Genomic DNA, 26,272 nt, shown 5'->3' with positions numbered 1-26,272 from the left:
GGAAGCGCCTCGTCATCCTCGTCGCCGACGATATGCATGTTACGATCACTGCCTTTCGAGCGGCGCCGGGACTTCTTGTTCGGATCCTTTTCAGCGTCGATCTTGAAGTCGCCCGGCAGGAAATCATCCGAGGAGCGGATCGAGATGGCAAAGCCGGCCATATCCTCGATCTCGGTGACGGCTTCGCGCTTGTTGTTCAGCAGGTAGAGCGCAACATCTGTCGGAGCATGCGCGGTGATGGAGGCGAGCCCGCCACCAGCCGCCCGGGCTTCGAGCGCCCGCAGGAGCTGCAGCGCCGCGGACGGCACGGAACGCCGGCGTCCGGTGCCATTACACGCATCACACGGATCGGAAGTCGCCTGCAGAACACCGGCGCGACGGCGCTGGCGGGAAATTTCCATCAGGCCGAATTGCGAGATCTTCCCGCACTGGACGCGCGCACGGTCGATCTTGAGGCAATCCTTCAGCTTCTTCTCGACGGCGCGATTGTTCTTGTTCTCCTCCATGTCGATGAAGTCGATGACAATCAGGCCGGCCAGGTCGCGCAGGCGCATCTGGCGGCAGGCTTCCTCGGCGGCTTCAAGATTGGTCCGCAGGGCCGTCTGCTCGATATTGCGTTCACGGGTCGACTTGCCCGAGTTCACGTCGATGGCGACGAGCGCTTCGGTCTGGTTGATGACCAGATAGCCGCCGGACTTCATCTGCACGACAGGCGAGAAAATCGAATCGAGCTGGTCCTCGACGCCCTCTGAAACAAAGAGTGGCGCCTTGGATTTCCACTGCTTCACCTTCCGCGCCTGGGTCGGCATGATCAGCTTGGCGAGATCCTTGGCCTCGCGATAGGCCGTCTGACCCTGGATGATGACTTCCTCGATATCCTTGTCGAACATGTCGCGCATGGCGCGATGGACCAAGCCACCCTCCTCGTGAATGAGGCAGGGCGCAATCGATTCCAGCGTCTTGTTGCGGATATTGTCCCACAGCTTCTGGAGATATTCATAGTCGCGCCGGATATCTGTCTTGGTGCGCTTGGCCCCGGCGGTGCGAACGATCAACCCCATGCCTTGCGGCACGTCGAGGCTACTCATGATCTCTTTCAGGCGCTTGCGGTCGGAGCTGTTGGAAATCTTGCGCGAGATGCCGCCGCCGCGCGGGGTGTTCGGCATAAGCACGCTGTAACGCCCGGCGAGCGACAGGAAGGTGGTCAGGGCAGCGCCCTTGTTGCCGCGTTCTTCCTTGACGACCTGAACCAGCATTACCTGACGGCGCCGGATGACCTCCTGGATCTTGTAGCGGCGTGTATTGGCGCGCTGGCTCTTCCTGGGCTTGCCATTGTCACCGTCATCGCTGGTCTCGCCGTCATCCTCGCCCTCATCATCATTGTCGTCATCGGACTTGATGAGGTTTGAGGGGGAGTCGATATCCTCGTCCGGGTCATCGGCATCGAGGTCTTCGCTCTCGGCGGCGCGCGCGGCGTCCTGCAGCAGGGCTTCGCGGTCTTCCTGCGGAAGCTGGTAATAGTCCGGGTGGATTTCGTTGAAGGCGAGGAAACCGTGCCGGTTTCCGCCATATTCGACGAAGCAGGCCTGGAGGGAAGGTTCTACCCGCGTGACTTTCGCGAGGTAGATATTGCCTCTCAGCTGCTCCTTGCCGGTTGTCTCGAAGTCGAAATCATCAACCTGCCCATCCGAAACGAGGGCCACCCGGGTCTCTTCCGGGTGGACCGCATCGATCAGCATTAACTTGCTCATATGCAATCGCCTTTTTGGCTGGCGGCGCGGTCCTCCGAGCAGTCTCGGGGGCTCTGCGTCTGTCGCCAGTGATGTTTTGTGGAATGCTTACGAGCCCAGCCATCCGCGCGCCGTGTAGCGCAATCCTTGACGATGTCTGGTGGCTCGAAAGCGACATTGATCTGGTATTCCGTGTCGAACCTGGCCGCATGCGGGCTCCTCCCGGTCACGCGCCTGTTCTGGATTATCCTCGCCCTGACGGATCAGGGTGACCCAAGCATGCCCAAACCCGGTGCGAATGAAAAGCGTAAAATGACATAAAGCGGAAAAACGCAGTGCCCGCGCGGACGGTAAATATTGGATTAATCTTAAGTATGGCATGAGAGAAGCAAGTCATGCTGAGAAAACGCGTGGGAAAGATGGTGAGCGGTCTGATTCGCAAAACGGCGTTGTTTGCGGCCTGTCTATGGGTTGCCGGCTTTGCCTATGCGGCTGAAATCAGCGAAATCGCAGTGACCGGCGACAGCGAATATACCCGCATCATGATTGCCGGTGACGATGCGCTTGACCATGAGGCTTTTCTTGTCTCCGGGGAAGGGCGCCGCCAGGTGGATCTTAAGCTCACTGGCTCCCGCGTTGCGCTCAATGCAGAGACCCCCGCGCCGCAGGGGGCGATCGACGCCTATGAGATTCGCAATGGCGAAATCCTCTTCAGCCTGACCACACCGATGATGGTGTCACGGGCCTTGAGCCTGTCACCGACAACGGCCGAGCCGCGACACCGCCTAGTCATCGACCTGGTGCGTGTCGCACCGATCCGGTTCGACAAGGCTGCCGCCCGGGATACCGCCGCCCGGACGAGCTATGCGGCCATCCACGAAATTAAGCCGGAACCGGGGCAGGGGCGCGGCACGGAGCTTGGCAAGCGGCCGGACGAATACGTCGTCGTGATCGATCCCGGTCATGGTGGGCGCGATCCCGGCGCATCGAGCCATAATGGCAAGCGTGAAAAGGCCATTGTGCTGGCCGCCTCTCTGGAATTGAAGAGAGTCCTCGAACGCTCGGGCCGTTACAAGGTGCATCTCACGCGTGAGGACGACCGCTATATCGAACATGAGGACCGCGTCTCCATGGCCCGCAACTGGGGCGCGGATCTCTTCATTTCAGTCCATGCCGATGCGGCTGCAAATTCCGGGGTATCCGGGGCGACGGTCTATACGCTGTCTGCGCGCGGCGAACGCCGGGTGGATCGCACAGCCATGTCGAATGGCTGGGACATGCCAATCGAGGACGGAACCTCGCAGGAGGTTTCCGGCATTCTGGCGGACCTGATCAAGCGTGAGACCAAGTCCAATTCCTCCATCTTCGCAGACCTGCTGACGCCTGAACTCGCCAAGGCCGGACCGGTGGTCCGCAACAGTCACCGCGAGGAGAACTTCTTCGTGCTGTTGGCGCCGGACGTTCCGGCCGTTCTGCTCGAGATCGGCTTCCTGACGAATCGCTCGGATGTCGCGCGTCTGTCGTCCGAGAGCGGTCGCCGCAAGATGGCCGAGGCCGTCGGACGGGCCATCGACCGGTATTTTGACCGGCGCGACATGCTCTATGCAGCGAATTAGGTGTTTTTGGCTTTCGTCTGACAGGGGAGCGCCTTACTCTGGCCAGACTGTGCTGCCATTCAGGCCCTGACTTCTATCACAGGCACGACTCATCATGACTGAACAGGCGTCAAAGAAACGCTTTCTGACCTGGAAGCTTGTCCGCCGGGTTTTTATCGCACTCTTCATCCTCGGCGTCATCGCTTTCATCGCGCTGGCCGTCTGGGTGGCTGCGCTGGCACGCGATCTGCCGTCGCATAAGCGGCTGGCAAGCTATGAGCCCCCGATCACCTCGCGCGTTCACGCCGGGGACGGGACGCTGATTGCCGAGTTTGCCGAGGAGCATCGTGTCTTCGTGCCGGTCGAATCGATTCCCGAGCACGTCAAAGAGGCCTTCGTGGCCGCCGAGGACAAGAAGTTCTTCACCCACCATGGCCTCGACTTTGTCGGGATCATGCGCGGGGCGATCAATTCCGCCAAGATCAAGCTCACCGGCGGCGGCAACCTTCAAGGCGGCTCCACGATCACCCAGCAGGTCGCCAAGAACATGCTGCTGACGCGCGACCAGACGATTACGCGCAAGATCAAGGAAGCGATCATTGCGCGGCGCATGGAGAACACCTTCACCAAGGATGAGATCCTGGAGCTGTATCTCAACGAGATCTATCTCGGCGTGCGCGCCTATGGCGTCGGCTCGGCTGCGCTGATCTATTTCGACAAGTCGCTGCCGGAGCTCGATCTCTCCGAGGCTGCAATCCTGGCATCGCTCGCCAAGGCACCCTCCACGGTGAACCCTTATCGCCGACCCGAGCGCCTGCTGGCGCGGCGCAACTATGTGCTCGGCCGTATGGTCGAGGATGGCTATATCACGCGGGAAGAGGCCGATGCGGCCCGGGAAAAGCCGCTCAAGGTGAAGCAGCGCCTTCGCGGCCCCGAATATGCGGCCGCGACCTATTTCGTGCAGGAGTTGCGCAAGGAGCTGACCGACCAGTATGGCGAGGAAGCCTTGCAGCGCGGCGGCCTCTCCATCCGCTCCACCATCGATACGCGCCTGCAATTGGCCGCCCAGGAAGCCCTTCAGACCGGGCTGGAAACCTATGACCGCCGGCATTCCTATCGTGGGCCGTTCGCTCAGATCGATCCCAATCAGGACGTGTCCGAGCAGCTTGAGGAACTGACCCTGCCGCCGGGCTATGGCACATGGGAAGCTGGCATGATCCGCAAGATCGGCAATGACGGGGCAAGCCTCGTCCTTCACGATGAGCGCACCACCTCCATCCCGAAGGAAGATGTCGAATGGGCGCGCAGCTGGAGCCGTGAAGGTTCGAGCGAGAAAGGGCTTGCGCCCGGCGATGTCGTGCTCGTCGAAGTCGAGCGCACGGAAAAGCGCCGCGATGCGGGCGAAGCCGAAGAGACAAAGCCGGCCGGTGAAGGCGAGGAAACTGGTGAGGCAAGCGAGGAGGACTGGGTCTATGTCCCGGCCGATATCGCGATCCTGCGTCAGGTGCCCGAAGTCGAAGGGGCGATCATCGCCCTCGATCCGCACACCGGCCGCGTGCTGGCGATGGTTGGCGGCTATTCCTTCTTCAAGAGCCCGTTCAACCGCGTGATGCAGGCCGAGCGCCAGCCCGGTTCATCCTTCAAGCCCTTCGTCTACGGGGCCGCGCTGGAAAATGGCTATACGCCGTCGACCCGCATCCTGGACGCGCCCTTTGTCTATTATGACGAGAACACAGACGAGGTCTGGAAGCCGCAAAACTATTCTGAAGGCCGCTCCTATGGCGAGGTGACGATGCGCACCGCGCTCGAGCGCTCCTTCAACCAGGTCACCGCGCGGGTGGCCGTGGATATCGGCCTCGACAAGGTGGCCGAATATGCCGAGCGGTTTGGCCTCTATGACGATCTTCCGCCTTATCCGGCCATGGCGCTCGGTTCGGGTGAGACAACACCCTGGCGCATGGCGCGCGGCTATGCGGCCTACGTCAATGGCGGCAAGGAAGTCACGCCCACTCTGCTCGACCGCGTGCAGGATCGGCACGGCAATACGCTCTACAAACACGACACGCGCACCTGCGAAAAATGCGATGCGCTGGAATGGGATGGCAAGGCGCCGCCGATGCTGCCGGACAATCGCGAGCAGCTCGTAAACCCGGTCGTGGCCTATCAGGTTGTCCATATGCTCGAAGGCGTCGTGGAGCGCGGTACCGCCCGCCGCGCCCGCCGCGTCGGCAAGCCGCTCGCCGGCAAGACCGGCACGACGAACGATTATGTCGATGCGCTTTTCTACGGCTTCTCGCCCGACCTGGTTGTGGGCGTCTGGGTCGGCTTCGATACACCGAAGTCACTGGGCGTCGGCGAGGCTGGCGGCTCTGTCGGCGCGCCGATCTTCACCGACTTCATGGAAGTGGCCCTCAAGGATGAGCCGGCCCTGCCATTCCGGATCCCGCCGGGGGTTCGTCTGGTTCAGGTCGATCACGATACCGGCCGGCTGCCGACGCCGTCCTCAGGCGAAGTCATTGTCGAAGCGTTCAAACCGGGCACCGAGCCGGGCGCCGTCTTCGATGACGGGGGTGGTTTCTCCGTCTCGGGGACACGCCAGGGCAATGGTTCGGGTAGCCGTGACGATGTCGCCGATCCGCTTCAGGAAGGCATCGAGCCGCTAAATGAAGATGATGTTGCTGATGAAAATCTGGGTGGCATTTATTGACGCCAGCCAACTGATTGGGCATCGCATCAGGCTAGACCATTCAAGTTGAACCGGGGAAGACAATGTCGACCGAAATCAACACTCTTGTTGAAGAAATCAAGCAGTCTGCAGAGCTGCTGAGGAGGCGTCTTTGACTGGGACGTCGCCGAAAAACGTCTCGATGAACTGAACACGCTGTCCGAACAGCCGGACTTCTGGAATGACCCAGAAGCCGCCCGCAAGCTGATGGCCGAACGCCAGCGGCTCGAAGACGGCATCCGCACGGTTCTGGAGCTGGAGAAGGAAGCCGAGGACGGCGAGGAGCTCTATGAGCTTGCCGATGGCGACGAGGCCATGGTCGGCGAGGTCATGACGGCGCTCAAAGCAGCCCGCGAAAAGGCGGCCAAGGCCGAACTCGAAGCGCTGCTCTCCGGCGAAGCCGATTCCAATGATTGCTACCTGCAGATCAATGCCGGGGCAGGGGGCACGGAAAGCCAGGACTGGGCCTCCATGCTGCGCCGGATGTATGTGCGCTGGGCGGAAAAGAGCGGCTACAAGGTGGAAGAAGTCGATTCCCACGAGGGCGACGAGGCTGGCATCAAGTCGGCGACACTGCTGATCTCCGGCCACAATGCCTATGGCTGGCTGAAGTCGGAGAACGGGGTTCACCGGCTTGTCCGGATCTCGCCTTATGATTCGTCGGCACGGCGCCACACCTCCTTTGCGTCGGTCAACGTCTCGCCCGTGATTGATGAGTCGATCGAGGTGGATATCGACCCGTCCGATGTGCGCACCGACACCTATCGCTCCTCGGGGGCAGGGGGGCAGCACGTCAACAAGACCGATTCGGCCGTGCGGCTGACACACGATCCGACGGGCATTGTCGTGGCCTGCCAGGCCGGGCGCTCCCAGCACCAGAACCGGGCCAAGGCCTGGGAGATGCTGCGCTCCAAGCTGTACGAGCTTGAGCTGCAGAAGCGCCGGGAAGCCGCGCAGGACAGCCACGATTCGAAGTCGGAGATCGGCTGGGGCCACCAGATCCGCTCTTATGTGCTGCAGCCCTATCAGCTGGTGAAGGATCTGCGCACCAATCACGAGACGTCGAACACATCGGCCGTCCTGGATGGCGACCTCGATGATTTCCTGAGTGCGGCGCTGGCCCACTCCGTTGTGGGTGAATCTGAAACGGCGGCCTAGTCGTTGATCAAATAAAGCCCGAACCAAAAAAAAGCCGCTCCTATCGGGAGCGGCTTTCTCAAAACAGTCTTGCCCTGAGTGGCCTTACGAAATTGCCGAAGAGCCTGTCGTATAGTTGCGCACCGAAGACGGGCTGGAGCCGGACGGGGCGGCCGGATTGCTGGAGCTTGTCGATGAGCTTGTGGTGCTGGCCGCCGGCGTTTCGGCTGGCTTGCTGCTGGAGGCTGTCGTTGCGCGATCCGAGTTGGCCGGCTTGGGCGCGGAGTCCTTCAGCGGGTCATGGTCATGCTTGACCTGACCTTCAAACATCGCATTCGGCTGAATGCTAAGCGAGGAGTGCAGGATGTCGCCATGGACCTTGGCGCCGGTTTCGAGCTCGACCTTGCGCGCCCGGATGGAGCCCTGGACCTCGCCCTTGACCTTCACGGCCTCGGCCTTGACCTCGCCAACGACCTTGCCGCCAGCGCCGATCGTGATGTCGGAGGCGGAGACGTCGCCATCGACAAGACCGTCAATCTGCAGGGCACCTTCGGACGTGATCGAACCATGAATCTCCATGTCGCCACAGATGATGGATGCTGCTGAGCGTGCCGTCGGCTTGTTGGCTGCGCCTTTGATGGCGTCTTGTGTCGGATTGCCGCTTGGAGCTTGCTCGGTGTCTTTAGTCTTCGTGAACATGTTTACCCGCCTTCAGAAAATCTACTGGGTCGTAGGGCTTTCCGTTGAACCACACTTCGTAATGAAGGTGCGGTCCGGTACTGCGACCTGTCGAACCCATGGCGCCTACGACATCACCAATGGCTACAGTATCACCCTTTTTGACATTGATCCGCTTCAGGTGCGCATAGCGCGACTTGAAGCCGTGTCCGTGATCCACTTCGACGATACGCCCATAGCCTGACTTGACGCCGGCGAAGCTGATCTTGCCCGGGCCCGTCGCGGTGATCGGCGCATTCCAGTAGGCCCCGATATCGAGACCATTATGCCAGCCCGGACGCTTGTTGAAGGGATCGACCCGCAGGCCGTAATTCGATGTGATCCGCCACGGCACGCCCACGGGGCCAGCCAGCGGAAGGTTGTCGACGACGTCCTGATAGTAGCGCGCTTCTTCCATGCGTGCAGCCACCTGAGCGACACGTTCGGCAAAGGCAGCCTCTTCAGGCGAATCGAATTTGCCTTTTGCCAGGCTCGCAAACTCGATGAGCGGGCCGCCCATCTCACGATTGTCCTCGATGCGATTCGAGCCGACAGCGGTCAGCCGCAGGACACCGCGAGCCGTTTCCGCGCGTTCGACGGCAATTTCCTCAACCTCGTTCAGGAAAGCCTGCTGTTCTTCCTCGATGTCGTTGATCTGGCCGCGCAGGCCGACATTGGCTGCGTCTGGCCGGGCGCCGGAGGAGGGGCGCGACTGGCGGCGATCCGCCTCGTCGATCGACACATTCACGAGCAGGGGCGCATCATTGCCGCGCAGGGCGCTGGCTTCCAGCTCGCCGCCATTCTTCAGGGTGTTGAGCAGCACTTCGAGTGTCTGATGACGACGCTCGAAATTGACGGTGGCTTCCTGGAAGGCCTCGGTCCGCTCGACCAGCTGGGAGCGGGAGAGGGCGTCGCGGGCCCGCAATTCCTGGACCCAGCGCTCATACTTGTCGATTTCATACTGGCCAGAGCCGATGGTGCTCTGCTTGGGCAGGAAGACCAGATTGGCCGTGGCGAAGAGGGACCACCCGACTGCGGCAGCGACGGCAACGGCGAGAACCGCCTGTTGCAAGGGAGAGACCGTGAAATAACGAACCGTCCCGCCGCTGCGGTGATAAATCTGACGTTCCGGAAAGAGGCGACTAAAAAGTTCGCGGACTTTCATCGTCGGGTTTTTCATGTTGCGCGCCTGCCCTCATCTACTCGATTGCGCTGCTGTAATAACAGCTTGCTCCCCCAACACCGATCATTAGTAACCCAATTCGGCATGGCACGGAAAGGGCTCCGCCCCACTTTTGCCCTTACTTTTTGCATAGAGAAGTAAAATGTCGCTTAAGACACGAAATTTGGGCAGCACGAGCTAGCTCTCCGTGTTTTCGACCTGCTCAAGCACAGCTTCTGCGTGTCCCTTTACGCGCACTTTCCGCCAGACACCCTGAATGATGCCGTCCGCATCGATCAGGAAAGTGGACCGTTCGATTCCCATGAACTTTCGTCCATACATGTTCTTTTCCTTCCAGACGCCGAACGCCTCGCAGGCCTCGCCCTCCTTGTCGCTGGCGAGCGGGATCGTGAGGTCCTGTTTGGCGATGAAGTTCTCGTGCGCCTTCATGCCGTCCCTGGAGATACCGACAATATCATAGCCGGCCTTGTCGAAAGCATCCTTGAGCGCGCTGAAGGCCTTGGCTTCTGTCGTGCAGCCGGGCGTGTTGTCCTTGGGGTAGAAGAAGACCACCAGGCCACGTCCGTTCTGCGGCGGAATTGAAAGGGTCTGATCGCCCGTTGCCTCAAGCGTGAGCGCCGGGGCCTTCATGCCTGTATCCACTGCTGCAGTCATATGCTTTCCTGTCCCATTTCTGCTTCATTAAGCTGCTAGCCATAATAGAGCTGAATCGCAAAAGGGAAGGCAGAACTTGGTCAGACAGACGGCGACCGTTGTCACACTTGAACTGCTCGGTGGCATTCTTCTGCTGGCTGTGGCCGCAGTGGTGATCCTGGCGTTCATGCTGGCCAGCGGGCCGGTCGAGTTGAGCATCTTCAAGAGCGATGTCGAGCGCGCGCTGGAGGAGGCGCGCGACGGGCGCAATGTCGAGATCGAACAGCTGACCCTGCAATGGTCGCCCTCCGACAGACGTGTCATCGTCTCGGCCGAGCAGCTTCGCCTCGACGATGCCGATGGCCAGCCTGCCGCGCGGGCCGATGAAGCGCTGATCACGCTGGATGCCGGCTCGCTGGTGTTCGGGCGCACCGAAGTGCTCAGAACCGAGATGCGGGACGGCTGGGTCGATGTGCGCAATGTCACGCCGACGCTCTGGACGTTTGGCGGCGAGCCGCTTCCCGAATTCGAAGTGCGTGCGCTGCCGGAAACGCCAGCTGAGTGGCTGGACCGCGCAAACGACGTTCTTGGCGACATTCTATCCGGCCTGAAGGCAAGTCGTCAGGATGCCGGCCTGGAGGCGGTGTCTTTCGAGCGCATGGATCTGCGGTTTCACGGTAGCGATGGAACGCTCATCGGGGAGATGACGGCTGCCTCGGGCAGTTACACCCAGACAGATACTGAAGGCATCCGGGTTCGCCTCGCCGGCGGCGGGGAAGGGCTCGGCCTGCCGGGGGACCTCGATGCCCGGATGATTGTGCCGGTCGCCTTTGACAACCTGTCGCTCAGCCTGGCGATCGATGACTGGAGCGTCGGGAATCTGGCCACACGGCTTGGGGCGCCCCCGGAACGAATCTCGGGGTTTCCGGCCGATATCGGCTTCGGTCTGCGCTATGAACCCTCAGCCGGGCTGACCCAGATCGCGCTGGATGCCGAGGCCGAAGAAGGACAGTTCCAGATCGGAGACCGCAGCATTGACGTCGATGAGCTGGGCTTCGATTTCGACTATGACCCGCAGGCCGACGAACTCCAGATCAATCGGCTCGACGTCGTTTCAAAACTTATCTCCGGCAGTTGGGAAGGATCTGTGAACCAGCCCGTGGCTGAGAGTGGAGACACAGGATTCGACCTGAAGTCCAGTGCGTTGTCGATTGATTTCACGCCATATTTTCCGCAAGCATGGCGCTTTACCGACATTGATCTGCAGGGAACGCTCAATCATAACGGGCTGATCGTCCGGCTGGACCGCCTAGCCTTCACCAGCGATGACATGGTGATGCAGGGGGAGGGAACCTTCCGCCCCGAGACCGACATCGAGCCGGGCCAGCTGCCGTTTCACCTCGATATAGAAGCGTCCATGGAAGGCGGCGTCGAGGTCAGCGATGTCTTCAAGTACTGGCCGGAAACCCTTGGCGCGGGCGCCCGGCGCTTTGCTGTGAAGCGTATAAAGGCGGGGCGCGCGACGGCAGCGAATGTCAGCCTCACGCTTGCCCCGGAAAGTTTCGAGCAGGGCTATCTGCGCGACGACGATCTCGATGTCCGCTTCGTGGTCGAGAACGGGCATGTCCGTTTCATGGACAGCCTGCCACCGGTCACACGAGGCGTCGGCTCCGGCCGGCTGACCGGGAACGGGTTTTCCGTCAATCTCAGCAGCGGGGAAATTGATGGCTGGCAGCTGACCGAAGGCAGTGTCCAGTTCCCGAAGTTTAACCCGAAAGGCGAGCTGTTCCGCGTTGAGGCCCGCGGCCGGGGACCGCTCGTCAATGCCATGCGCAACATCTCGGAGTCCCGCTTCCTCGACGAAGAGGCCCGGGACTTCGATCCGGAGCGTTTTTCCGGCACTGCGGATCTGACGTTCGAGATGTACCGCCCGGCGCTTGATGATGTGCCGATGTCCGACATCGACATTACGGTAACGGGAACGGTCACGGATGCGAGGCTCGAGAATGCCTTGCCGGGTCTCGACCTGGTGGGCGCCGAAGCCGACGTTGACCTGACCGACCAGCGGCTGGTCCTCACAGGCTTTGGCGATCTCGGCCCGGCGCCGGTGCAGTTTACCTGGCGCGATGAATTCGATGACGAGGGGGCGCCGGCCAATCTTTCGGCGAGCTCGTTTATTTCACCAGACTTTCTCAATCGCTTCGGTTTTGTCGGCCGGGCCTATCTGAGTGGGGATATTCCGGTCGAGGTGCAGGCCCTTGTCGCGACCGGCGGGGTGGAGCGCGTCCAGATCGGGTTTGATCTGCAGCAGTCGCGGATCGACCTGTCGGAGCTTGGCTGGATCAAGCCGGCCGGGGAGGTTGCCAGTGCGACGCTTACCTATGGCGAAGGCTCGAACATGACGGCCTCGACGCTCGAATTCCGCAGTGAACGCGCACGGTTCGACGGCGATGTCCGCGTCAGTACCGAAGGCCGCCTGCAGGAGCTTCAGGTCCGCGAAGCCTATGTCGAGGATTTCCTTGAGGTCAGCGGCGACATTATCCGGCAGGAGGATGATACCTTTACGAGCAATCTTGAGGGCGCTTTTCTCGATGCGAGTGCGTTCTTCGGCGACATTGGCGGGGTTGATGGCGCAGCCGGCTTCTCCATTCCGCTCACGCTCGATGCGGCGATTGACACGTTGAGACTGCGCGACGGGCTCGAGCTGTCGGATGCCACGCTGAATTTCAGAAGCACGAAAGTAGGCGTCCGGGACGTGGCCGCACGCGGTCAGATGGATGGCGGCCAGGGCGAGTTGAGCGCGGTCTATACCGGTCCGACACCGGAAAAGCCCGCCAGTGTTGATCTTGAGAGTGACGATGCCGGCTTCTTCATGCGCGGGCTTCTCGGCCAGGACTTCCTGTCCGGCGGCACGCTAGCGCTGGAGGGCACCCTCGCTCGTGGCGATACCCCGGCGCATATGAGACTGATGCTTAGAGATGTGCGCATGCAGAATGCGCCATTCCTGACGCAGGTGCTGTCGCTGGCCTCGTTGCGCGGCCTTGCCGACACGCTAAGCGGTGAGGGCGTCCTGTTCTCGGATATCGAGGTGCCGGTGACCGCGGCCGGCAATCGCTTCATTATCGATGGCGCACGCGCGAACGGTCCGGCTCTGGGCCTGACCATGAACGGCTATATTGGCCAGGGCGGCGAGGATATCCGCCTGAGCGGCGTCCTCGTGCCGAGCTTTGGCGTCAATTCCATGCTTGGCGGCGTACCTGTTATCGGCGACCTTTTCGTCGGACGCGAAGGCGAAGGCATCTTTTCGCTAACCTACAGCGTCCGCGGCAACCTCAACAAGGCGCAGGTCGCCATCAATCCGCTTTCGGCGGTGACACCGGGTATCCTGCGGCGCATCTTCGAGAACCCGGCGGACACTTCGATCCCCGAAGGTCTTCCAGTGGATCCGAACCGCACGCCGCCCGCGCCGCCCATGCCCGATGCCGAATTCATTCCGTCCGCGCCGGGCTCGTCGGACAATTAAGTGTCGGAGGCGCTTCGCCGGCCGGGTTCGTCACGTTTTACATCGCCCCACAGCGTGTTTTGATCCTCAAGTGAGAGATCGGAAAAGACCCGCCCGGTTGAGGCGGCCAGCAGCTCCATCGCCCGGAAGCGGCGTTCGAACTTGGCATTGGCCTTTCGTAGCGCGATTTCCGGATCGAGCTTGAAGCGGCGCGCCAGATTGGCAACGACGAAGAGAAGATCGCCGATCTCGTCTTCGATGGCGTCGATATCGCCTTCGTCGATGGCTTCGCGGACTTCGCCGGTTTCCTCGTCCAACTTTTCAAGAATGTCGGCTGGGTTCGTCCAGTCAAAGCCGGTTCGTGCGGCCCGTTTCTGGAGCTTTTCGGCCCGCATGAGCGCGGGCAAGGCACGGGCGACGCCATCCAGGGCCGAGACGCTCTCGCCATTACCGGTCTTGTTGGCGCGCTCCTGTGCCTTGATGGCTTCCCAGGCGTCGGTCTGCCCACTCGCGCTGCGGCCATCGGGCGTTCCGAAGACATGCGGGTGTCGGCGCACCATCTTGTCATTGATGGCATGGGCGACATCCTCAACGCTGAAGTGGCCGGCTTCAGACGCCATCTGGCTGTGGAAAACCACCTGAAGCAGAAGATCGCCAAGTTCGTCGCGCAATTCGCCAAAATCCTGGCGTTCGATGGCGTCGGCGACCTCATAGGCTTCCTCGATCGTATAGGGGGCAATCGACGCGAAATCCTGCTCGAGATCCCAGGGACAGCCGCCATCGGGATCACGAAGCTTCGCCATGATCTCTTTGAGACGCTCGAATTCGGAAGGGGAGGAGGGGGCCATATCGCTCTCTTCGTGATCAGGTCCGCCAGCCGCGCCAGCGTTCATAGTTGATTTACGACTTGCCGGGGATGAGGGGCCCATGCAAGGGCCCGAATGGTCGAATAGCGCTTGCGAAACAGCGCTGACAGCAATCCGGGCATGCGAGGTTTCAGGCCTGATCGGCCGATCAGGGAAAGCCTTATCCGAGTCCGCCCAAAGATTGCATAATCAATATTATGGGAAATAATGATGGGATGAGTTAGAGCCGGAACGGGATAGCGAGTCCGTCATGGGCCGGGCGGATATGGCTCGGCAGCTCCTGGCAAAGCGTCTGGTAGTCCAGATCGACGTGCAGATTGGTGAGCCAGGCCTGCTCCGGTGCGATCTGCTCGACCCAGGCCAGCGATTGCTCGACATTGGCGTGGCTTGGATGTGTCGTGTAGCGCAGTGCGTCCACGATCAGGATATCGACACCCTTGAGGGCCTCGATGCTTTCGCCCGGCAGATCGTTCAGATCATTGCAGTAAGCGATATTGCCAATCCGGAAGCCGAGGCTGCGAATGCGTCCGTGCTCCTGATCGACGGGTAACAAATGCACGTCGGGCCCGCGGCCGGACACCGTAAACGGCGTTCCAACCTCGATCAGTGGTTGCTGGTTGAGGATGGGCGGATAGCCCCCCTTCCCCTTGAAGACATATTCAAACCGCGTGTTGAGCGAGGCGGCTGTCGGCGCGTCCATGAAGGTCGGAACCGTGTTGCGCATCTGAAGCGCCAGAGCGCGGACATCGTCGATACCATGCGTCTGATCGGCATGATCGTGCGTGTAAACGAGCGCATCCAGATGGCGCACCTGCGCGTCCAGCAATTGCTCGCGTAGGTCTGGCGAGGAATCGATCAGGATCCGCGTGCATTGGCCGGGATCGCTCAGGTCGCCGGCGTCGAGCAACGCGCAGCAGCGCCGGCGGCGGTTGCGAGGCTCTGCGGGATCGCAGGCACCCCAGTCATTGCCAACGCGCGGGACGCCGCCGGATGAGCCTGTGCCGAGAAGTGTGAAACGTGCATCCATGCGGGTTAAGCTGAGATTTTATGAAAAAGTTCCAAGGCATTATGCTCGCATATTGAGGCTGCCTTCTGCGCCGTTAGCTCATGCAGCGGCGCCAGCGCTTCGGCCACATGGCCCAGATAGGCCGGTTCATTGCGCCGGCCGCGATACGGCACAGGTGCGAGATACGGGCAATCGGTCTCAAGGATGATCCGGTCCATCGGAATACTCGAAATGACAGATCGGACATCCTTGGCATTCTTGAAGGAAACGATGCCGGAGACAGAGAAATAAGCACCGAGGGCCATGCCCCGGTCGGCTAGACGCTGTCCGCCGGTATAGCAATGCAGCAGGATCGGGAATTCACCCTTGGCGTATTCTTCCTCGAGAATGTCGCCGGTCAGATCGTCGGCTTCCCGCGTGTGGACGACGAGAGGAAGGCCGGTTTCGCGCGCCACGGCAATATGCCGGCGGAAGTTCGCGACCTGGTCGTCCAGGGCCGAATAGCCATAATGGAAGTCGAGCCCGGTTTCCCCGATCGCCACTGTGTTCGGGTCGCTGGCCGCCGCCAGCAAGGCGTCTTCGCTGAGATCGGTAAAGTCCTTGGCGTGATGCGGGTGCACCCCGGCTGAATTCCAGATATCGGCGTTCGCCTCGGCAATTGCCTTCACCTTCGCATAGTTGTCGAAACGGTCACAGATCGCCAGAAAGCGCGTGACGCCAGCCTCGCGCGCCCGCGTCAGGACATCTTCCAGATCCTCGGCAAAGGCATCGGCGTGCAGGTTCACATGCGTATCGAACATGCAGACAGCCCTTAGCGGGTCGCGAAGGCTGTTTGAAGACATGCCACCAGTTTCGCCGCAGCCTGCACGGGCGGCATATGGAAACTGCGCTGCGAGGCGATGATTTCCTGGCTCTGGAACCAGACTTCTGCCCAGTCCGGATCATGGCTCGCCTTCAGGCTCACCCAGTCGAGCAGCTCCTCGGCAAAAGCGCCGAAGGAATCATCGTCCTCGCTGGCCTGCGTGATCGCTTGCGAGATCTGCGCATCATTGGCCGATGGCAGCGCCTTGAGCAGGCTTTGCGCCGAACTCGCCGCGGCCATGACCTTCGGCCCGGACAGCTCTTCGGCCCGGCCCGGCCGTCCCTTGACCAGTTGCACCAGCGCATCGCCGGCCTCCAGCTCGGAAGCTGCCAGCGCCTTGCGTGTGTCGTCTTCCGACAGCGTGCGAAGCCGCAGCGTCTGGCAGCGTGAGCGGATGGTTGGCAGGATTGGCGCGGTCGCATGCGAGATCAGAAACAGGATTGCCCGGTCCGGCGGCTCTTCGAGCGTCTTCAGCACCGCATTCAGGCCGCTGACATTCATTTCGTCCAGTGAATCGATCAGCCCGACGCGCCAGCCGCCAAGCGCCGGCTTGAGTGAGAAGAACCCATTGAGATCACGGATCTGGTCGACTGAGATGTCCTGCTTGAGAACACCCTTGTCATTGGCTTCCCGCTGGACGTGTTTGAAGTCCGGGTGGCCTGAGGACAGGATTTTCTGCATGACCGGGTCGCTCTCCGGCGCGCCGGCGGGATCGCCGTCCACAGGCCGGGCGCCAAGAAGGAGCGAGGCCAGGCGGGTCGCAAAGCGTGTCTTGCCGATGCCGGATGGCCCTTCGATGATCCAGGCATGGTGGAGGCGCCCGCTTTCACGAGCGCTGAGAAATTCGGCCTGGGCCTCCTCATGGCCGAACAGCGGAAAAGCTGGCTCGCTCATGCCGCCACCAAGCGTTCACGCACCGCCCGTCTTGCATCTTTCAGCATGGCCGCCGGCGTCTGAAGGGCATCGATGATCACGCACCGGCCCGGCTCACGCTCGGCGATCTTGAGAAAGCCTGCCCGGACCTCTTCGTGAAAGCTGTTCGGCCGGGCCTCGAACACGTCGCTCGTGCCACGCTGGGCGCGGCGGCCAAGCAGTTTGTCCACAGGCCCGTCGAGCACCAGAGTGAGGTCCGGCCGCGCCTTGCGGGTGACTTCGGCCTGCATGGCGAGCAGCACATCTTCGCTGACACCGCCGGCGCCCTGATAAACGAGGGTCGAGTCGGCAAAGCGGTCACAGAGCACCCATTCCCCGGCTTTGAGCGCTGGCAGGATTTTCTTCTCGACATGATCGGCGCGCGCGGCGTTGATCAGCAGAGCTTCGGCAAGCGCGCTCCAATGCTCATTCTCCGGTGGCGAAAGGACGAGTGCGCGGACTTCCTCCGCCAGCGGCGTTCCGCCGGGCTCGCGGGTGACGAGCAGGCTGTTGCCATCGGCTTCGAGCGCTTCGGCCAGTGACCGGATCAGCGTCGACTTGCCAGTGCCTTCGCCGCCTTCAACCGTGATGAAGCGCCCGCGTGTCGTCATGCGTCCGGTCCGGCGCCCATTTTGAGGCTGAGGCCTTCGATCGCCCGGCCGAGGAAGCCAAGCTTCGCAACCGACTCGGTCGCGACCAGAGGTGCGGTGACCGGCTCTTCCTTGCCATCCATGCTGATCACCAGTTTCGCCACCCGATCGCCAGCCTCAATGGGCGCTTCCAGCGGGCCGTCATAGACGACTTCCATCCTCGCATCTCCGAAAGCCGTCTTGTGGCCCGATACACGGACAGGCCCGGTCAGTTTCACACCAACCTTGCGGGCTTCGCCATTCCAGACCGGCACTTCGGCCAGCGGCGTATCGGATGGCTCGATCGTCTTGGTGTCGAACGCGGTGAAAGCGATACGCATCAGACGCTCCGCCTCATCAGCGCGCGCCTGGGAGCTCGGCAATCCGTTGATGACGAGGATGCGGCGCTCACCGTCACGCACAGCAGAGGCCGTCAGGCCGTATCCCGAGATTTCGAGGTGTCCGGTCTTCAGGCCGTCGGCACCTTCCATCGTGTAGAGCAGCGGATTGCGGTTGCCCTGGGTGATGCCGTTCCAGCTCATCTCCTTCTGGGAGTAGAACTGATAATATTGCGGGAACTTGTCGATTTCGTAGCGGGCGAGTTTCGCCAGATCGATGGGCGAAATGACGTGGCCTTCGGCATAGAGGCCACTCGCATTTTTGAAATTGGCCGAGTCGAGGCCCATTTCCTTGGCCAGCTGGGTCATGCGGCGGGCAAAGGCCTCTTCGGTGCCTGCCAGGCCTTCGGCCAGCACGATACAGGCATCATTGCCGGACAGGATGATGACGCCACGCAGAAGGTCTTCGACGCGCGGTTTCTCGTCGATCTTGAGGCCCATGGTCGAACCGCCCGTCGCCCAGCCGCCCTCGCGCCAGGCGCGTTCGCTGACCGATAGCCGGTCATCCAGCGAAATCTCGCCATTCTCGATGGCCTCATAGACCGTATGGGCGGTCATGATCTTGGTCATCGAAGCCGGGACCATCGGCTTGTCGCCATTCTTGGAGAAGAGCACCTCCTGGGTCTCATAATCCATGATGACGGCATACTCAGCCTGGGTATCGATAATCTGTGCGCTGGCCGCAAGCGAGGAGGCAAACGCGAAGGCAACGGCGGCAAGGACTTTCTGAAAGGGCATCAGAACGGCATCTCCTGATCAGGTCACGTCAACACAACAGGTGAAACGTGACCTAGAAAAGGGGCCGCTTTGAGACGAAGGTCAATGGCTGCTGCTGATTATCGCACCACAACGAAGCTGTCATTCATACCGCGGGTGCGCAATTGCACCTTGGCACGCTCGGCGGCATCGCGATTTGCGAACGGGCCGACCATGACGCGGAAATAGTCTGCGCCATTCACGCGCACCGATTCCACATCGACCGGGAAGGCGCCGCCAACCTGGGCATTCATGCCCTGGGCGTTGCTGATGTCCGCAAAGGCACCAATCTGGACGAAGATTTGCGGAGAAAAGGCATCTGCGGCCGGCCGGGCCTTCTGCGGCGTGTAGGCGGCCTGGACGGGGGCAGCAGCGCGGCTCGGCTGATAGGACTGAACAGGCCGGGACGGTTGCGGAGCACGTTGAAGCGAATCCAGATTCTCGGCCATGACGGTACGCGGGGCGTACCCCTCATCCTTGCTGTCGCTGGCATTGTCGCTCTTCTCCGGAACGAGCCTGGCCGGTGTGGCTTCACTGTTACCGGGATCCGGCACACCGAGGGTCGGCTCCACGCCGCCAAGCAGCATGTCGCCATAGAGATTCGGGCGTTGCGGCGCGGGCGCCGGGGCCGGCTGGCTGACCGGTGTGGTCTCGAGCGACGCCATCTGGACGTCCCCATCGCCCGGCAAGGCTGGCGCGGGGCCGAGATAACGAACGACTACGGGAGCTTCGCCCTGCTCTATGATGTCGAGCGTTTCAGCTGCGCGCTTCGAAAGGTCGATGATGCGGCCCTGCGTGAACGGTCCACGGTCATTCACGCGCACGACGATTTCCTTGCCGTTCGCCTCATTCGTGACCTGCACGAGGCTCGGCAGCGGGAGGGTGCGGTGAGCGGCGGTCATGCCGGTCATGTCGAAGATTTCGCCATTGGCTGTCGGTTTGCCGTCGAAGTCTGCGCCATACCAGGAGGCAAGGCCCCGTTCTTCGTGTGCGGCTTTGGCGGCTTGCGGCGTAACCGGACCAGCAGCGGCCTCGGTGACGCGCGGTGTTTGTGTCGCCGGCACGGAAGCGTTCATGCCAAGCGTCAGCGTGCGCGGTGTGCCGGTTTCGGAAACCGGCTGGGATTTCGGTGTCTGCGGCGATTCTGTCGGCCACATCTCATCGCTGGACTGCGGACGGCTCGCCTTCGGGCTCTGCTCGACGCTCGCCATCTGGCGCAGCGGCCGAACCGGCTGGCTCACCTTTTGAGCCTTGCTGCCCGGATAGGCAAACTCGACCCGCTCGCGTTGATTCGGCAATGTGACCGATCCGGTCCGTGTGACCGGCCCGCGCCAGGCATCCTGGGAAGCTGCGCGGTCGGGCTGCGGTACGGAACCGCCCTGCCCTGAACCCGTTTTATAGACGATCGGCGCCGAGCCGTTGTTGCCGGCGGCTGCTGGCAGCGCAAAGGCGAGACCGGCACTGGTGAGAAGAAAGCTGGTGACGCGAAGCGCGATCGAGCTGGCCATGTGAACCTCATTCTGCGGTCGTTTGGCAGGCCGGTCTTCTGCCGGCTGCACAGGATTTTTACCTGATGAGAAGCTGTTTACCATATCAGGATGGACACAGGGTGAATGCAGAGTGACAGTTTTGCCTTGTCTTGCAAGACCCCGTTAACGTCTGTGCGGATTAAGGCAGAAATGAGGTTCACTCGCCCTATTGCATTTGTCGGGGCGATGCCCGAAACAGGCGCCCGGCCACGGAGGAGTGGCAGAGTGGTTGAATGCGGCGGTCTTGAAAACCGTTGAGCGTGCGAACGTTCCGGGGGTTCGAATCCCTCCTCCTCCGCCATTTCGGTATAAAACTGGGCACGCCGTTCGCCGCCGATTCTGCGCTATTTGCGGCGGCTAGGGTTCTCAGAAGCTCGTTCTTCGATCCCATGATGCGCACTTCGCGCTCGTCGACCTCGACGCGCTGAGCTAACGCGCGCAGATGATCGCGCCGATAGCCGCCGCCCTCCAACCGCATTTTCTCGCGGGCCGCTGCGGCGAATCTCTCGATCATTTCCGGCGTGACGGCCTGATGAGTGGCGCTGTCGAGCATGGCTTCGGCGCGTTCCGCGTCGGTTTTCGCCTGATCACGAAGGACTTTCAGACCGGCGATGCGCTCTTTCAGCGCCGGATCGTCGAGGTCGGCGACGCCGATCTCGATGGCGTCGTAAAGGCGTTTCAGCCGCAGCTCCGATTCCGTTGCCCGCCGGTTCAGTTCGGCGATGTGCTCACGGCGGCGCTCAGCGCGCTCTTGCCGTCGGTCGAGCACATCGACGAGAACCTCTTCCAGCCGATCAGACGTCAGCAGACGCTCCTCCAGATGCTGAGCAACCAGCGTATCGAGCTTATCCATCGGGATTGTCCGGCCCTTGCAGCCAGTCTCGCCCTGACGCGCCTTGATCGAGCAGGCGTAGTAGCGGTAACGCCCGCTCTTGCCAGTGCGGATGGTCATGGCGCCGCCGCACTTGCCGCAAAAGCAGATCCCCGTCAGCAAGGTTGGTCCTGTCACTACGCGTGGCGGCGCGACCTTGGGATTGCGCGCCTGCATCAGCTTCTGCACGGCGTCGAAGGTCTTGCGGTCTATGATCGGCGGAACCGGAACCGTCACCAGGTCTTCCGGCTTGGTCGGCTCCTTGTTCTTGCGATGCTTGCCCCATTGATGCTCGCCGATATAGGTCCGCCGGGTCAGGATGCGATGAACCTGTCCGATGCCCCAGCGGCCGCCGTCTCGCGTGAAGATGCCCCTGCCATTGAGATGCGTGGCGATCGCTTTGACGCCCATGGCCCCGCGCGTTCCGTCCCCTTCCAGGGCGAGGCGATAGATCAGCCGGATCGTGTCGGCGTGCAGCGGATCGATCTCCAGTTTCTTCTTGGTCTTGGCGCCGCGCTGTTCGGCCGCGACCACGCGATAGCCGACGGGCGGGCGCGAGCCGTTCCAGAAGCCCTGGCGGGCGTTTTCCTTGAGCGCGCGCAGGACGTGCTTGGCGTTCTCCTTGGACTGATATTCATCGAACAGCGCCATGATCTGGCGCATCATGACGTGCATGGGATCGTCGCCCATCTCCTGGGTGATGGAGACGAGCCTGACGCCGTTCTTGGCGAGCTTCCGGACGTAGAACTCCAGCTCGAAATGGTCGCGGAAGAAACGGCTGAATGAGTGGACGACCACGATGTCGAAGGCTGAGGGCTTGGACGTACCCGCCTCGATCATGCGCTGGAATTCGGGGCGCTTGTCGTTCGTTGCTGACGCTCCTGGCTCCACATAGGTCTCGACGAGTTCGTAGCCGCGCGCCTCGCACCACGCTTCGCCCTGGCGTTTCTGGTCAGGGATCGAGACGTCATGCTCGGCCTGCCGCGTCGTCGAGACGCGCAGGTAAAGCGCGGCGCGGAGCTTCACGGCGTTTTGCGGTGCGTTCATGATGCGCCTCCCGCTGCCTTTCGCCATTCCTCGCCGGTCAACGTCAGATCAAGCGAAACACGGTCGTAGAGGACTCGCGGACGCCGCCGGCGCCCTTCCGGTTCCATCTCGACCAAACCGTATTCGGCCATCTTCTTCAGCGTTCGCGACAAGTTCGATTTGGCGCGCCCAGTCATCTCCGCCAACTCGTCAAGCGAAGCCGGTGCGCGTTCGGCGATGGTCCGCAACAGTTCGCGATTACCGGCTGACAGCACCTGGGCAAAGGACTCGGTCGATGTGAACCATACCTTCGGATCGTCCGGCCCCGGCTTTTGCTCGCCGCGGGCGATCCGCATGGTGCGGGCCTTCATCTCCTCATAATCGGCGATGCCGATCTTCAACGTCGTCATTGCAGTACGCCTCGCTCCTTTAACACTGCATCCACCGTCTCCCAGAAATCGACGATCAGGCTCGCGGCATCCTGATAGTCATAGGGACGCACGGTCCGGAGCCGGTGGCGGTGATCCTGCGGTTCTCCGCGTTTGCGGCGGCCGACAGGATGAGCATTGTCGAAGCCGACAAGCCGCTCGCCGTCAGGTCCGTGCAGCGTCAGCGAATAGTCGAGCCCATGGGGCTTCTCCGGGCTAACGGGCACGCGCGTAACGACGAACTTCACCCAATGCCTGCCCGCAGGGTCGATGACGAGCACCTGGCCATCGAGATCGAGCAAGGCGTCAAGGCTCGGATCGTATGTCTCCTCTGTCATATTAGGTTATCTTTAGATGATAACTTTGTCAAGGAGCCAACCGAACCCAAGGGGCCGAACAAATCGTCGAACAGATCACCGAACCAGGCCTCAAACACATCCACTTCGGACGAAGTGACCGGCACGCGCTTCAGCCACTCATCGGTGACGCGCCAGTCGGTCAACTCTGGTTCGGGACGTCCACGCGGCTTCGGTTCCGGAATCTGCGCGTAGTCGTAAAGATCAATTTTTGCCGCGCGCGAACGCTGCCGGCGTTTGGGTACGGAATTGGACATGAAGCGACTGTGCCGCCCCGTAGTACGCGGAGAAATGCTCCGCATCCGGGTGAAGCGTCAACGGCGGCGAAGACAGGTGTTCGGCGGTGCTGCGCCAAATGCCTGGCCAATCAAGACGAACATGTTCCCCGATAAAGAGTAAGAGTTCGGCGGCTTTCGCCGTGACGGGTTTGGAGGTCGAGAGAGAGGCTCTCGGCCGGCCCGTCCACGGAGATTGACCCATGACGAACCTTGAAACCCTGGACGGCCGACGCGACGCGAGCGGCGGCTACAAAGTCGATATCTCGCGCGGAGAACGGATCGGCCGCGTCTCCTCGGAATGGTTTTCCCGGCCGGATGACGAGCGCTACCTGTCCCTGTCGGAGCTTTACGCCTCGGTGAAGGGCCGCGCCGAGCGCAGCCGCACGCGGACGGTCGAGAGCGCGGCGATCCGCGTCGATGCCCATCGCGACGATCCGGAAAACCTGGCGCTCATCCTGCCCGAAGCCGACGCGCCGGTCGCGCCGACCCATTGGAGCTTCGGCCAACTCGCCAGCCTGGTCAGCGCGCCGGCGGCCTATCTGCGCCAACTCCCGGCGCCGCTCGCAGGCATCAATCTGCAATACGGGCTCACCTCGCACCGCGCCGAGCAGATCAAGACGCTGGAAACCGAAGACGGGCGCACGGAACTGCGCGCCGTCACCGGCCCGGACTATGGCCGCATCTACGACCACGAACTCGTGGCCGCCGTGCAGAAGATCGCGGGGAACGGAACTGGCGATACGCGCTGGAAAGTGCCCGGCACGCTCGACTGGTCGAGCGGCGTCTACAACCCGGTGGTCGACATCACCAAGGACACGACCACGCTCTACGCCTCCGACCGAGACGTCTTCCTCTTCCTGGTCGACGACATGAACCCGATCGAGGCGGGCACGCTGCCCGACGGATCTCCCGATCTCTATTTCCGGGGCTTCTATTGCTGGAACTCGGAGGTCGGCGCGAAGACGCTCGGCATCGCCAGTTTCTATCTGCGCGCCGTCTGCCAGAACCGCAATCTCTGGGGCGTTGAGGACTTCCAGGAAATCAGCATCCGGCATTCCAAATACGCCGCTAATCGCTTCGCGCACGAGGCGGCGCCGGCTCTGACCCGCTTTGCAGATTCCTCGCCACGCCCCTTCATCGAAGGCATTCGAGCAGCGCGCGAGCGGATCGTCGCCCACAGTGACGACGACCGCACCGATTTCCTCCGTAAGCGGGGCTTCTCCAAGGCGGAGACGGCCAGGATCGTCGAAACGGTCTTGGCCGAGGAAGGCCGGCCGCCCGAGTCCGTGTTCGACTTCGTGCAGGGCATCACCGCGGTCGCCCGGTCGAAGCCGCAGCAGGACGCCCGACTCGATATGGAGGGCAAGGCGAAGAAGCTCCTGGAGCGCGCAGCGTAGCTTCAACCGGTGCTCCGCCTTTCCGGTCCGTCGCTTCCTCAAGAGGACGAGGCGGGCCGGGTTCTTCGTGACGGGTTTGGAGGTCGAGAGAGAGGCTTTCGGCCAGCCCGCCCACGGAGAACTGACATGACCAAGTCTCAAAAAATCACCCTCAGCGCCTCGCGCGACATCCCTTTCAACAAGCTGGTGCTGAGCCAGTCCAATGTTCGGCGCATCAAGGCCGGCGTCTCGATCGAGGAGCTCGCCGAGGACATCGCCCGGCGCACGCTCCTGTCCTCGATCACCGTCCGGCCGGTGCTGGACGAGGACGGCGCGGAAACCGGCATGTTCGAGATCCCGGCCGGCGGACGCCGCTACCGGGCGCTCGAACTTCTGGTCAAGCAGAAGCGGCTGAACCGCACAGCGCCCGTGCCCTGCATCGTGCGCACGGACGGCCTCGCTGAAGAAGACAGTCTCGCCGAGAATGTTCAGCGTGCGCCGCTTCATCCGCTCGACCAGTTCCGCGCCTTCCAGGCGATGCGTGAGAAAGGCAGACACGAGGAAGAAATCGCGGCGGCCTTCTTCGTCTCGGCGAATGTCGTCAAGCAGCGGCTTAAGCTCGCCGCTATCGCGCCGTCGCTTCTCGACGCCTACGCCGAGGAGGAACTGACCCTCGACCAGCTCATGGCCTTCACGGTCAATCCCGACCATGAGCGCCAGGAACAGGTCTGGGAGTCGATCAAACGGACTTATGTGAAACAGCCCTATGAAATCCGCCGCATGCTGACCGAAGGCGCCGTGCGCGCCTCCGACCGGCGGGCGCAGTTCGTCGGGCTCGGCGCCTATGAGGCGGCCGGCGGCGCTATCCTTCGCGACCTGTTCCAGTCCGACGATGGCGGATGGCTGCAGGATGCAGGCCTGCTTGCGAAACTTGTCGATGAAAAGCTCGAAACAGAGGCGCAAGCGATCCGCGCCGAGGGCTGGAAATGGATCGAGATCGGCACGGACTTTCCCTACGGCCACACCTACGGTCTACGCCGGATCGTCGGCGAGACCGAGCCGATGAGCGAGGACGAGATCGCGAGCTTCCACGCGCTGAAGGCCGAATACGACAAGCTCGAAGACGAGTACGCCGACGCCGAGGAGTTCCCGGAAGAGATCGACACCCGGCTCGGCGAGATCGAAACGGCGATGGAAGCCTTGCAGGAGCGGCCCGTCCGCTTCGAGCCGGACGAAATCGCCGTGGCCGGCGTCTTCGCCAGCATCGGCCATGACGGCCGCCTGCGTGTCGAACGTGGCTATGTCCGTACCGAGGATGAACCTTCCGGCGAATCCGACGAACAGGACGAGGTCGATGGGATCGACGCGTCTGCCGAGGAGAACGTCGACGACGCTACGCCCCCGGACGCCAGCGACGAGGCGGAAGAGGAAGACGATGGCCTGAAGCCGCTCTCCGACCGCCTCGTCATGGAATTGACGGCGCATCGCACGCTCGCCCTTCGCGACGCGCTCGCCAACGATCCGCAGACGGCGTTCCTCGCCGCCCTGCACGCGATGACGCTCCGGCTCTTCTATCACTATCCGCTGGATAGCTGCGTCGAGATCACGCCGCACAGCGCCGGTTTCGGCGCCCAGGCGCCGGGCCTTGGCGACACGGCTTACGCGCTCAGCATCGACGATCGCACGACGAGCTGGCTAGGGGCGCTGCCGAAAGCGCCTGAGGATCTGTGGGAGGCGCTGGTCGGGTTCGACAACGA

At 62.0% G+C, this 26,272-nt stretch carries 20 protein-coding genes, 1 tRNA gene and 1 pseudogene; 7 read left to right on the top strand and 15 right to left on the bottom strand.

Annotated features, from left to right (window positions below; genetic code table 11):
* On the bottom strand, positions 1 to 1,751 hold a 1,751-nt coding region (locus tag B8784_RS19860; protein ID WP_084399831.1), incomplete at its 3' end, for an Rne/Rng family ribonuclease.
* Between the two features lie 374 nt (positions 1,752 to 2,125).
* Here B8784_RS19860 and B8784_RS19855 point away from each other — a divergent pair.
* The 3 genes from B8784_RS19855 to prfB all read left to right on the top strand — a co-directional run bounded on the left by B8784_RS19855 (position 2,126) and on the right by prfB (position 7,208).
* The gene (locus B8784_RS19855) at positions 2,126 to 3,346 is read left to right on the top strand and encodes an N-acetylmuramoyl-L-alanine amidase family protein (protein ID WP_084399830.1); all 1,221 of its coding nucleotides are present in this window, start codon (positions 2,126 to 2,128) and stop codon (positions 3,344 to 3,346) included.
* Between the two features lie 94 nt (positions 3,347 to 3,440).
* The gene (locus B8784_RS19850; protein WP_084399829.1) at positions 3,441 to 6,032 is read left to right on the top strand and encodes a penicillin-binding protein 1A; all 2,592 of its coding nucleotides are present in this window, start codon (positions 3,441 to 3,443) and stop codon (positions 6,030 to 6,032) included.
* Positions 6,033 to 6,094: 62 nt separating this feature from the next.
* Positions 6,095 to 7,208, top strand: a protein-coding gene (gene prfB, locus B8784_RS19845; protein WP_143435646.1) for a peptide chain release factor 2 whose coding sequence is annotated in 2 segments (ribosomal slippage) — positions 6,095 to 6,163 and positions 6,165 to 7,208 — 1,113 coding nt in all. Because the reading frame shifts where the segments join, the coding sequence is not laid out codon by codon here.
* Between the two features lie 84 nt (positions 7,209 to 7,292).
* Here prfB and B8784_RS19840 read toward each other — a convergent pair.
* The 3 genes from B8784_RS19840 to B8784_RS19830 all read right to left on the bottom strand — a co-directional run bounded on the left by B8784_RS19840 (position 7,293) and on the right by B8784_RS19830 (position 9,741).
* Positions 7,293 to 7,886 (bottom strand): bactofilin family protein, encoded by a 594-nt coding sequence (locus tag B8784_RS19840; protein ID WP_084399828.1) that lies wholly within the window; start codon positions 7,884 to 7,886, stop codon positions 7,293 to 7,295.
* On the bottom strand, positions 7,870 to 9,084 hold the full coding sequence (locus B8784_RS19835) for a M23 family metallopeptidase (RefSeq protein WP_084399827.1): 1,215 nt from the start codon (positions 9,082 to 9,084) through the stop codon (positions 7,870 to 7,872). The genes B8784_RS19840 and B8784_RS19835 overlap by 17 nt, the downstream gene beginning before the upstream one ends.
* A gap of 180 nt (positions 9,085 to 9,264) precedes the next feature.
* Positions 9,265 to 9,741, bottom strand: coding sequence for a peroxiredoxin (locus B8784_RS19830; RefSeq protein WP_084399826.1), 477 nt, complete (start codon positions 9,739 to 9,741; stop codon positions 9,265 to 9,267).
* 76 nt (positions 9,742 to 9,817) lie between these two features.
* Between B8784_RS19830 and B8784_RS19825 the strand changes: the two genes are divergently transcribed.
* Complete coding sequence (locus B8784_RS19825; RefSeq protein ID WP_084399825.1) at positions 9,818 to 13,243, top strand: YhdP family protein; 3,426 nt, start codon at positions 9,818 to 9,820, stop codon at positions 13,241 to 13,243.
* Here the strand turns inward: B8784_RS19825 and mazG are convergent.
* The 7 genes from mazG to B8784_RS22120 form a co-directional block, all read right to left on the bottom strand.
* Positions 13,240 to 14,070: a nucleoside triphosphate pyrophosphohydrolase gene (mazG, locus tag B8784_RS19820; RefSeq protein WP_084399824.1), complete on the bottom strand. Its 831-nt coding sequence runs from the start codon at positions 14,068 to 14,070 to the stop codon at positions 13,240 to 13,242. The two genes, B8784_RS19825 and mazG, sit on opposite strands and share 4 nt — an antisense overlap.
* Positions 14,071 to 14,308: 238 nt before the next feature.
* Positions 14,309 to 15,115, bottom strand: coding sequence for an MBL fold metallo-hydrolase (locus B8784_RS19815; RefSeq protein ID WP_084399823.1), 807 nt, complete (start codon positions 15,113 to 15,115; stop codon positions 14,309 to 14,311).
* A 5-nt stretch (positions 15,116 to 15,120) separates the two neighbouring features.
* The gene (locus B8784_RS19810; RefSeq protein WP_084399822.1) at positions 15,121 to 15,894 is read right to left on the bottom strand and encodes a TatD family hydrolase; all 774 of its coding nucleotides are present in this window, start codon (positions 15,892 to 15,894) and stop codon (positions 15,121 to 15,123) included.
* 11 nt (positions 15,895 to 15,905) lie between these two features.
* A complete protein-coding gene (locus tag B8784_RS19805; protein ID WP_084399821.1) occupies positions 15,906 to 16,850 on the bottom strand; it encodes a DNA polymerase III subunit delta' in 945 nt (314 codons plus the stop codon).
* Positions 16,847 to 17,479: a dTMP kinase gene (gene tmk, locus B8784_RS19800; protein ID WP_084399820.1), complete on the bottom strand. Its 633-nt coding sequence runs from the start codon at positions 17,477 to 17,479 to the stop codon at positions 16,847 to 16,849. Before tmk ends, B8784_RS19805 begins: the two co-directional genes overlap by 4 nt.
* Positions 17,476 to 18,633, bottom strand: a complete 1,158-nt coding sequence (locus tag B8784_RS19795) for a D-alanyl-D-alanine carboxypeptidase family protein (RefSeq protein ID WP_084399819.1) — start codon at positions 18,631 to 18,633, stop codon at positions 17,476 to 17,478. Before B8784_RS19795 ends, tmk begins: the two co-directional genes overlap by 4 nt.
* A 98-nt stretch (positions 18,634 to 18,731) precedes the next feature.
* Positions 18,732 to 20,159 carry a septal ring lytic transglycosylase RlpA family protein gene (locus B8784_RS22120; RefSeq protein WP_143435645.1) on the bottom strand — a complete coding sequence of 476 codons (1,428 nt, stop codon included), beginning with the start codon at positions 20,157 to 20,159 and terminating at the stop codon, positions 18,732 to 18,734.
* Between the two features lie 232 nt (positions 20,160 to 20,391).
* Here B8784_RS22120 and B8784_RS19785 point away from each other — a divergent pair.
* Positions 20,392 to 20,481 (top strand) — tRNA-Ser (locus B8784_RS19785).
* On the opposite strand, the pseudogene B8784_RS22260 reads toward B8784_RS19785, so the two are convergent.
* The 4 genes and pseudogenes from B8784_RS22260 to B8784_RS19765 form a co-directional block, all read right to left on the bottom strand.
* A pseudogene (locus B8784_RS22260) lies at positions 20,452 to 22,098 on the bottom strand (recombinase family protein); the annotation flags it as partial. The gene B8784_RS19785 and the pseudogene B8784_RS22260 overlap by 30 nt on opposite strands.
* Complete coding sequence (locus B8784_RS19775) at positions 22,095 to 22,487, bottom strand: HVO_A0114 family putative DNA-binding protein (RefSeq protein WP_009802170.1); 393 nt, start codon at positions 22,485 to 22,487, stop codon at positions 22,095 to 22,097. The pseudogene B8784_RS22260 and the gene B8784_RS19775, both read right to left, overlap by 4 nt.
* Complete coding sequence (locus tag B8784_RS19770; RefSeq protein WP_009802169.1) at positions 22,484 to 22,843, bottom strand: toxin-antitoxin system TumE family protein; 360 nt, start codon at positions 22,841 to 22,843, stop codon at positions 22,484 to 22,486. The genes B8784_RS19775 and B8784_RS19770 overlap by 4 nt, the downstream gene beginning before the upstream one ends.
* Entirely contained in the window at positions 22,840 to 23,118 is a 279-nt protein-coding gene (locus B8784_RS19765) for a hypothetical protein (RefSeq protein ID WP_206740500.1), read from the bottom strand. Before B8784_RS19765 ends, B8784_RS19770 begins: the two co-directional genes overlap by 4 nt.
* A gap of 221 nt (positions 23,119 to 23,339) precedes the next feature.
* On the opposite strand from B8784_RS19765, the gene B8784_RS19760 reads away from it, so the two are divergent.
* The gene (locus tag B8784_RS19760) at positions 23,340 to 24,536 is read left to right on the top strand and encodes a DUF932 domain-containing protein (protein WP_084399817.1); all 1,197 of its coding nucleotides are present in this window, start codon (positions 23,340 to 23,342) and stop codon (positions 24,534 to 24,536) included.
* A gap of 126 nt (positions 24,537 to 24,662) precedes the next feature.
* Positions 24,663 to 26,272, top strand: a 1,610-nt coding sequence (locus tag B8784_RS19755; protein ID WP_084399812.1) for a ParB/RepB/Spo0J family partition protein, incomplete at its 3' end; no start/stop codon positions are given.

This window comes from Henriciella aquimarina (genome assembly GCF_002088975.1).
Lineage (GTDB): Bacteria > Pseudomonadota > Alphaproteobacteria > Caulobacterales > Hyphomonadaceae > Henriciella > Henriciella aquimarina.
This window is presented reverse-complemented; position numbering and strand designations above follow the sequence as displayed.

Coding starts and splice junctions, on each gene's coding strand:
- B8784_RS19760 (WP_084399817.1), top strand. CDS start 23,340: ATGACGAACCTTGAAACCCTGGACGGCCGACGCGACGCGAGCGGCGGC.
- B8784_RS19855 (WP_084399830.1), top strand. CDS start 2,126: ATGCTGAGAAAACGCGTGGGAAAGATGGTGAGCGGTCTGATTCGCAAA.
- B8784_RS19840 (WP_084399828.1), bottom strand. CDS start 7,886: ATGTTCACGAAGACTAAAGACACCGAGCAAGCTCCAAGCGGCAATCCG.
- B8784_RS19850 (WP_084399829.1), top strand. CDS start 3,441: ATGACTGAACAGGCGTCAAAGAAACGCTTTCTGACCTGGAAGCTTGTC.
- B8784_RS19805 (WP_084399821.1), bottom strand. CDS start 16,850: ATGAGCGAGCCAGCTTTTCCGCTGTTCGGCCATGAGGAGGCCCAGGCC.
- mazG (WP_084399824.1), bottom strand. CDS start 14,070: ATGGCCCCCTCCTCCCCTTCCGAATTCGAGCGTCTCAAAGAGATCATG.
- B8784_RS19815 (WP_084399823.1), bottom strand. CDS start 15,115: ATGGATGCACGTTTCACACTTCTCGGCACAGGCTCATCCGGCGGCGTC.
- B8784_RS22120 (WP_143435645.1), bottom strand. CDS start 20,159: ATGGCCAGCTCGATCGCGCTTCGCGTCACCAGCTTTCTTCTCACCAGT.
- B8784_RS19770 (WP_009802169.1), bottom strand. CDS start 22,843: ATGACAGAGGAGACATACGATCCGAGCCTTGACGCCTTGCTCGATCTC.
- B8784_RS19810 (WP_084399822.1), bottom strand. CDS start 15,894: ATGTTCGATACGCATGTGAACCTGCACGCCGATGCCTTTGCCGAGGAT.
- B8784_RS19775 (WP_009802170.1), bottom strand. CDS start 22,487: ATGACGACGTTGAAGATCGGCATCGCCGATTATGAGGAGATGAAGGCC.
- B8784_RS19835 (WP_084399827.1), bottom strand. CDS start 9,084: ATGAAAAACCCGACGATGAAAGTCCGCGAACTTTTTAGTCGCCTCTTT.
- tmk (WP_084399820.1), bottom strand. CDS start 17,479: ATGACGACACGCGGGCGCTTCATCACGGTTGAAGGCGGCGAAGGCACT.
- B8784_RS19830 (WP_084399826.1), bottom strand. CDS start 9,741: ATGACTGCAGCAGTGGATACAGGCATGAAGGCCCCGGCGCTCACGCTT.
- B8784_RS19765 (WP_206740500.1), bottom strand. CDS start 23,118: ATGTCCAATTCCGTACCCAAACGCCGGCAGCGTTCGCGCGCGGCAAAA.
- B8784_RS19795 (WP_084399819.1), bottom strand. CDS start 18,633: ATGCCCTTTCAGAAAGTCCTTGCCGCCGTTGCCTTCGCGTTTGCCTCC.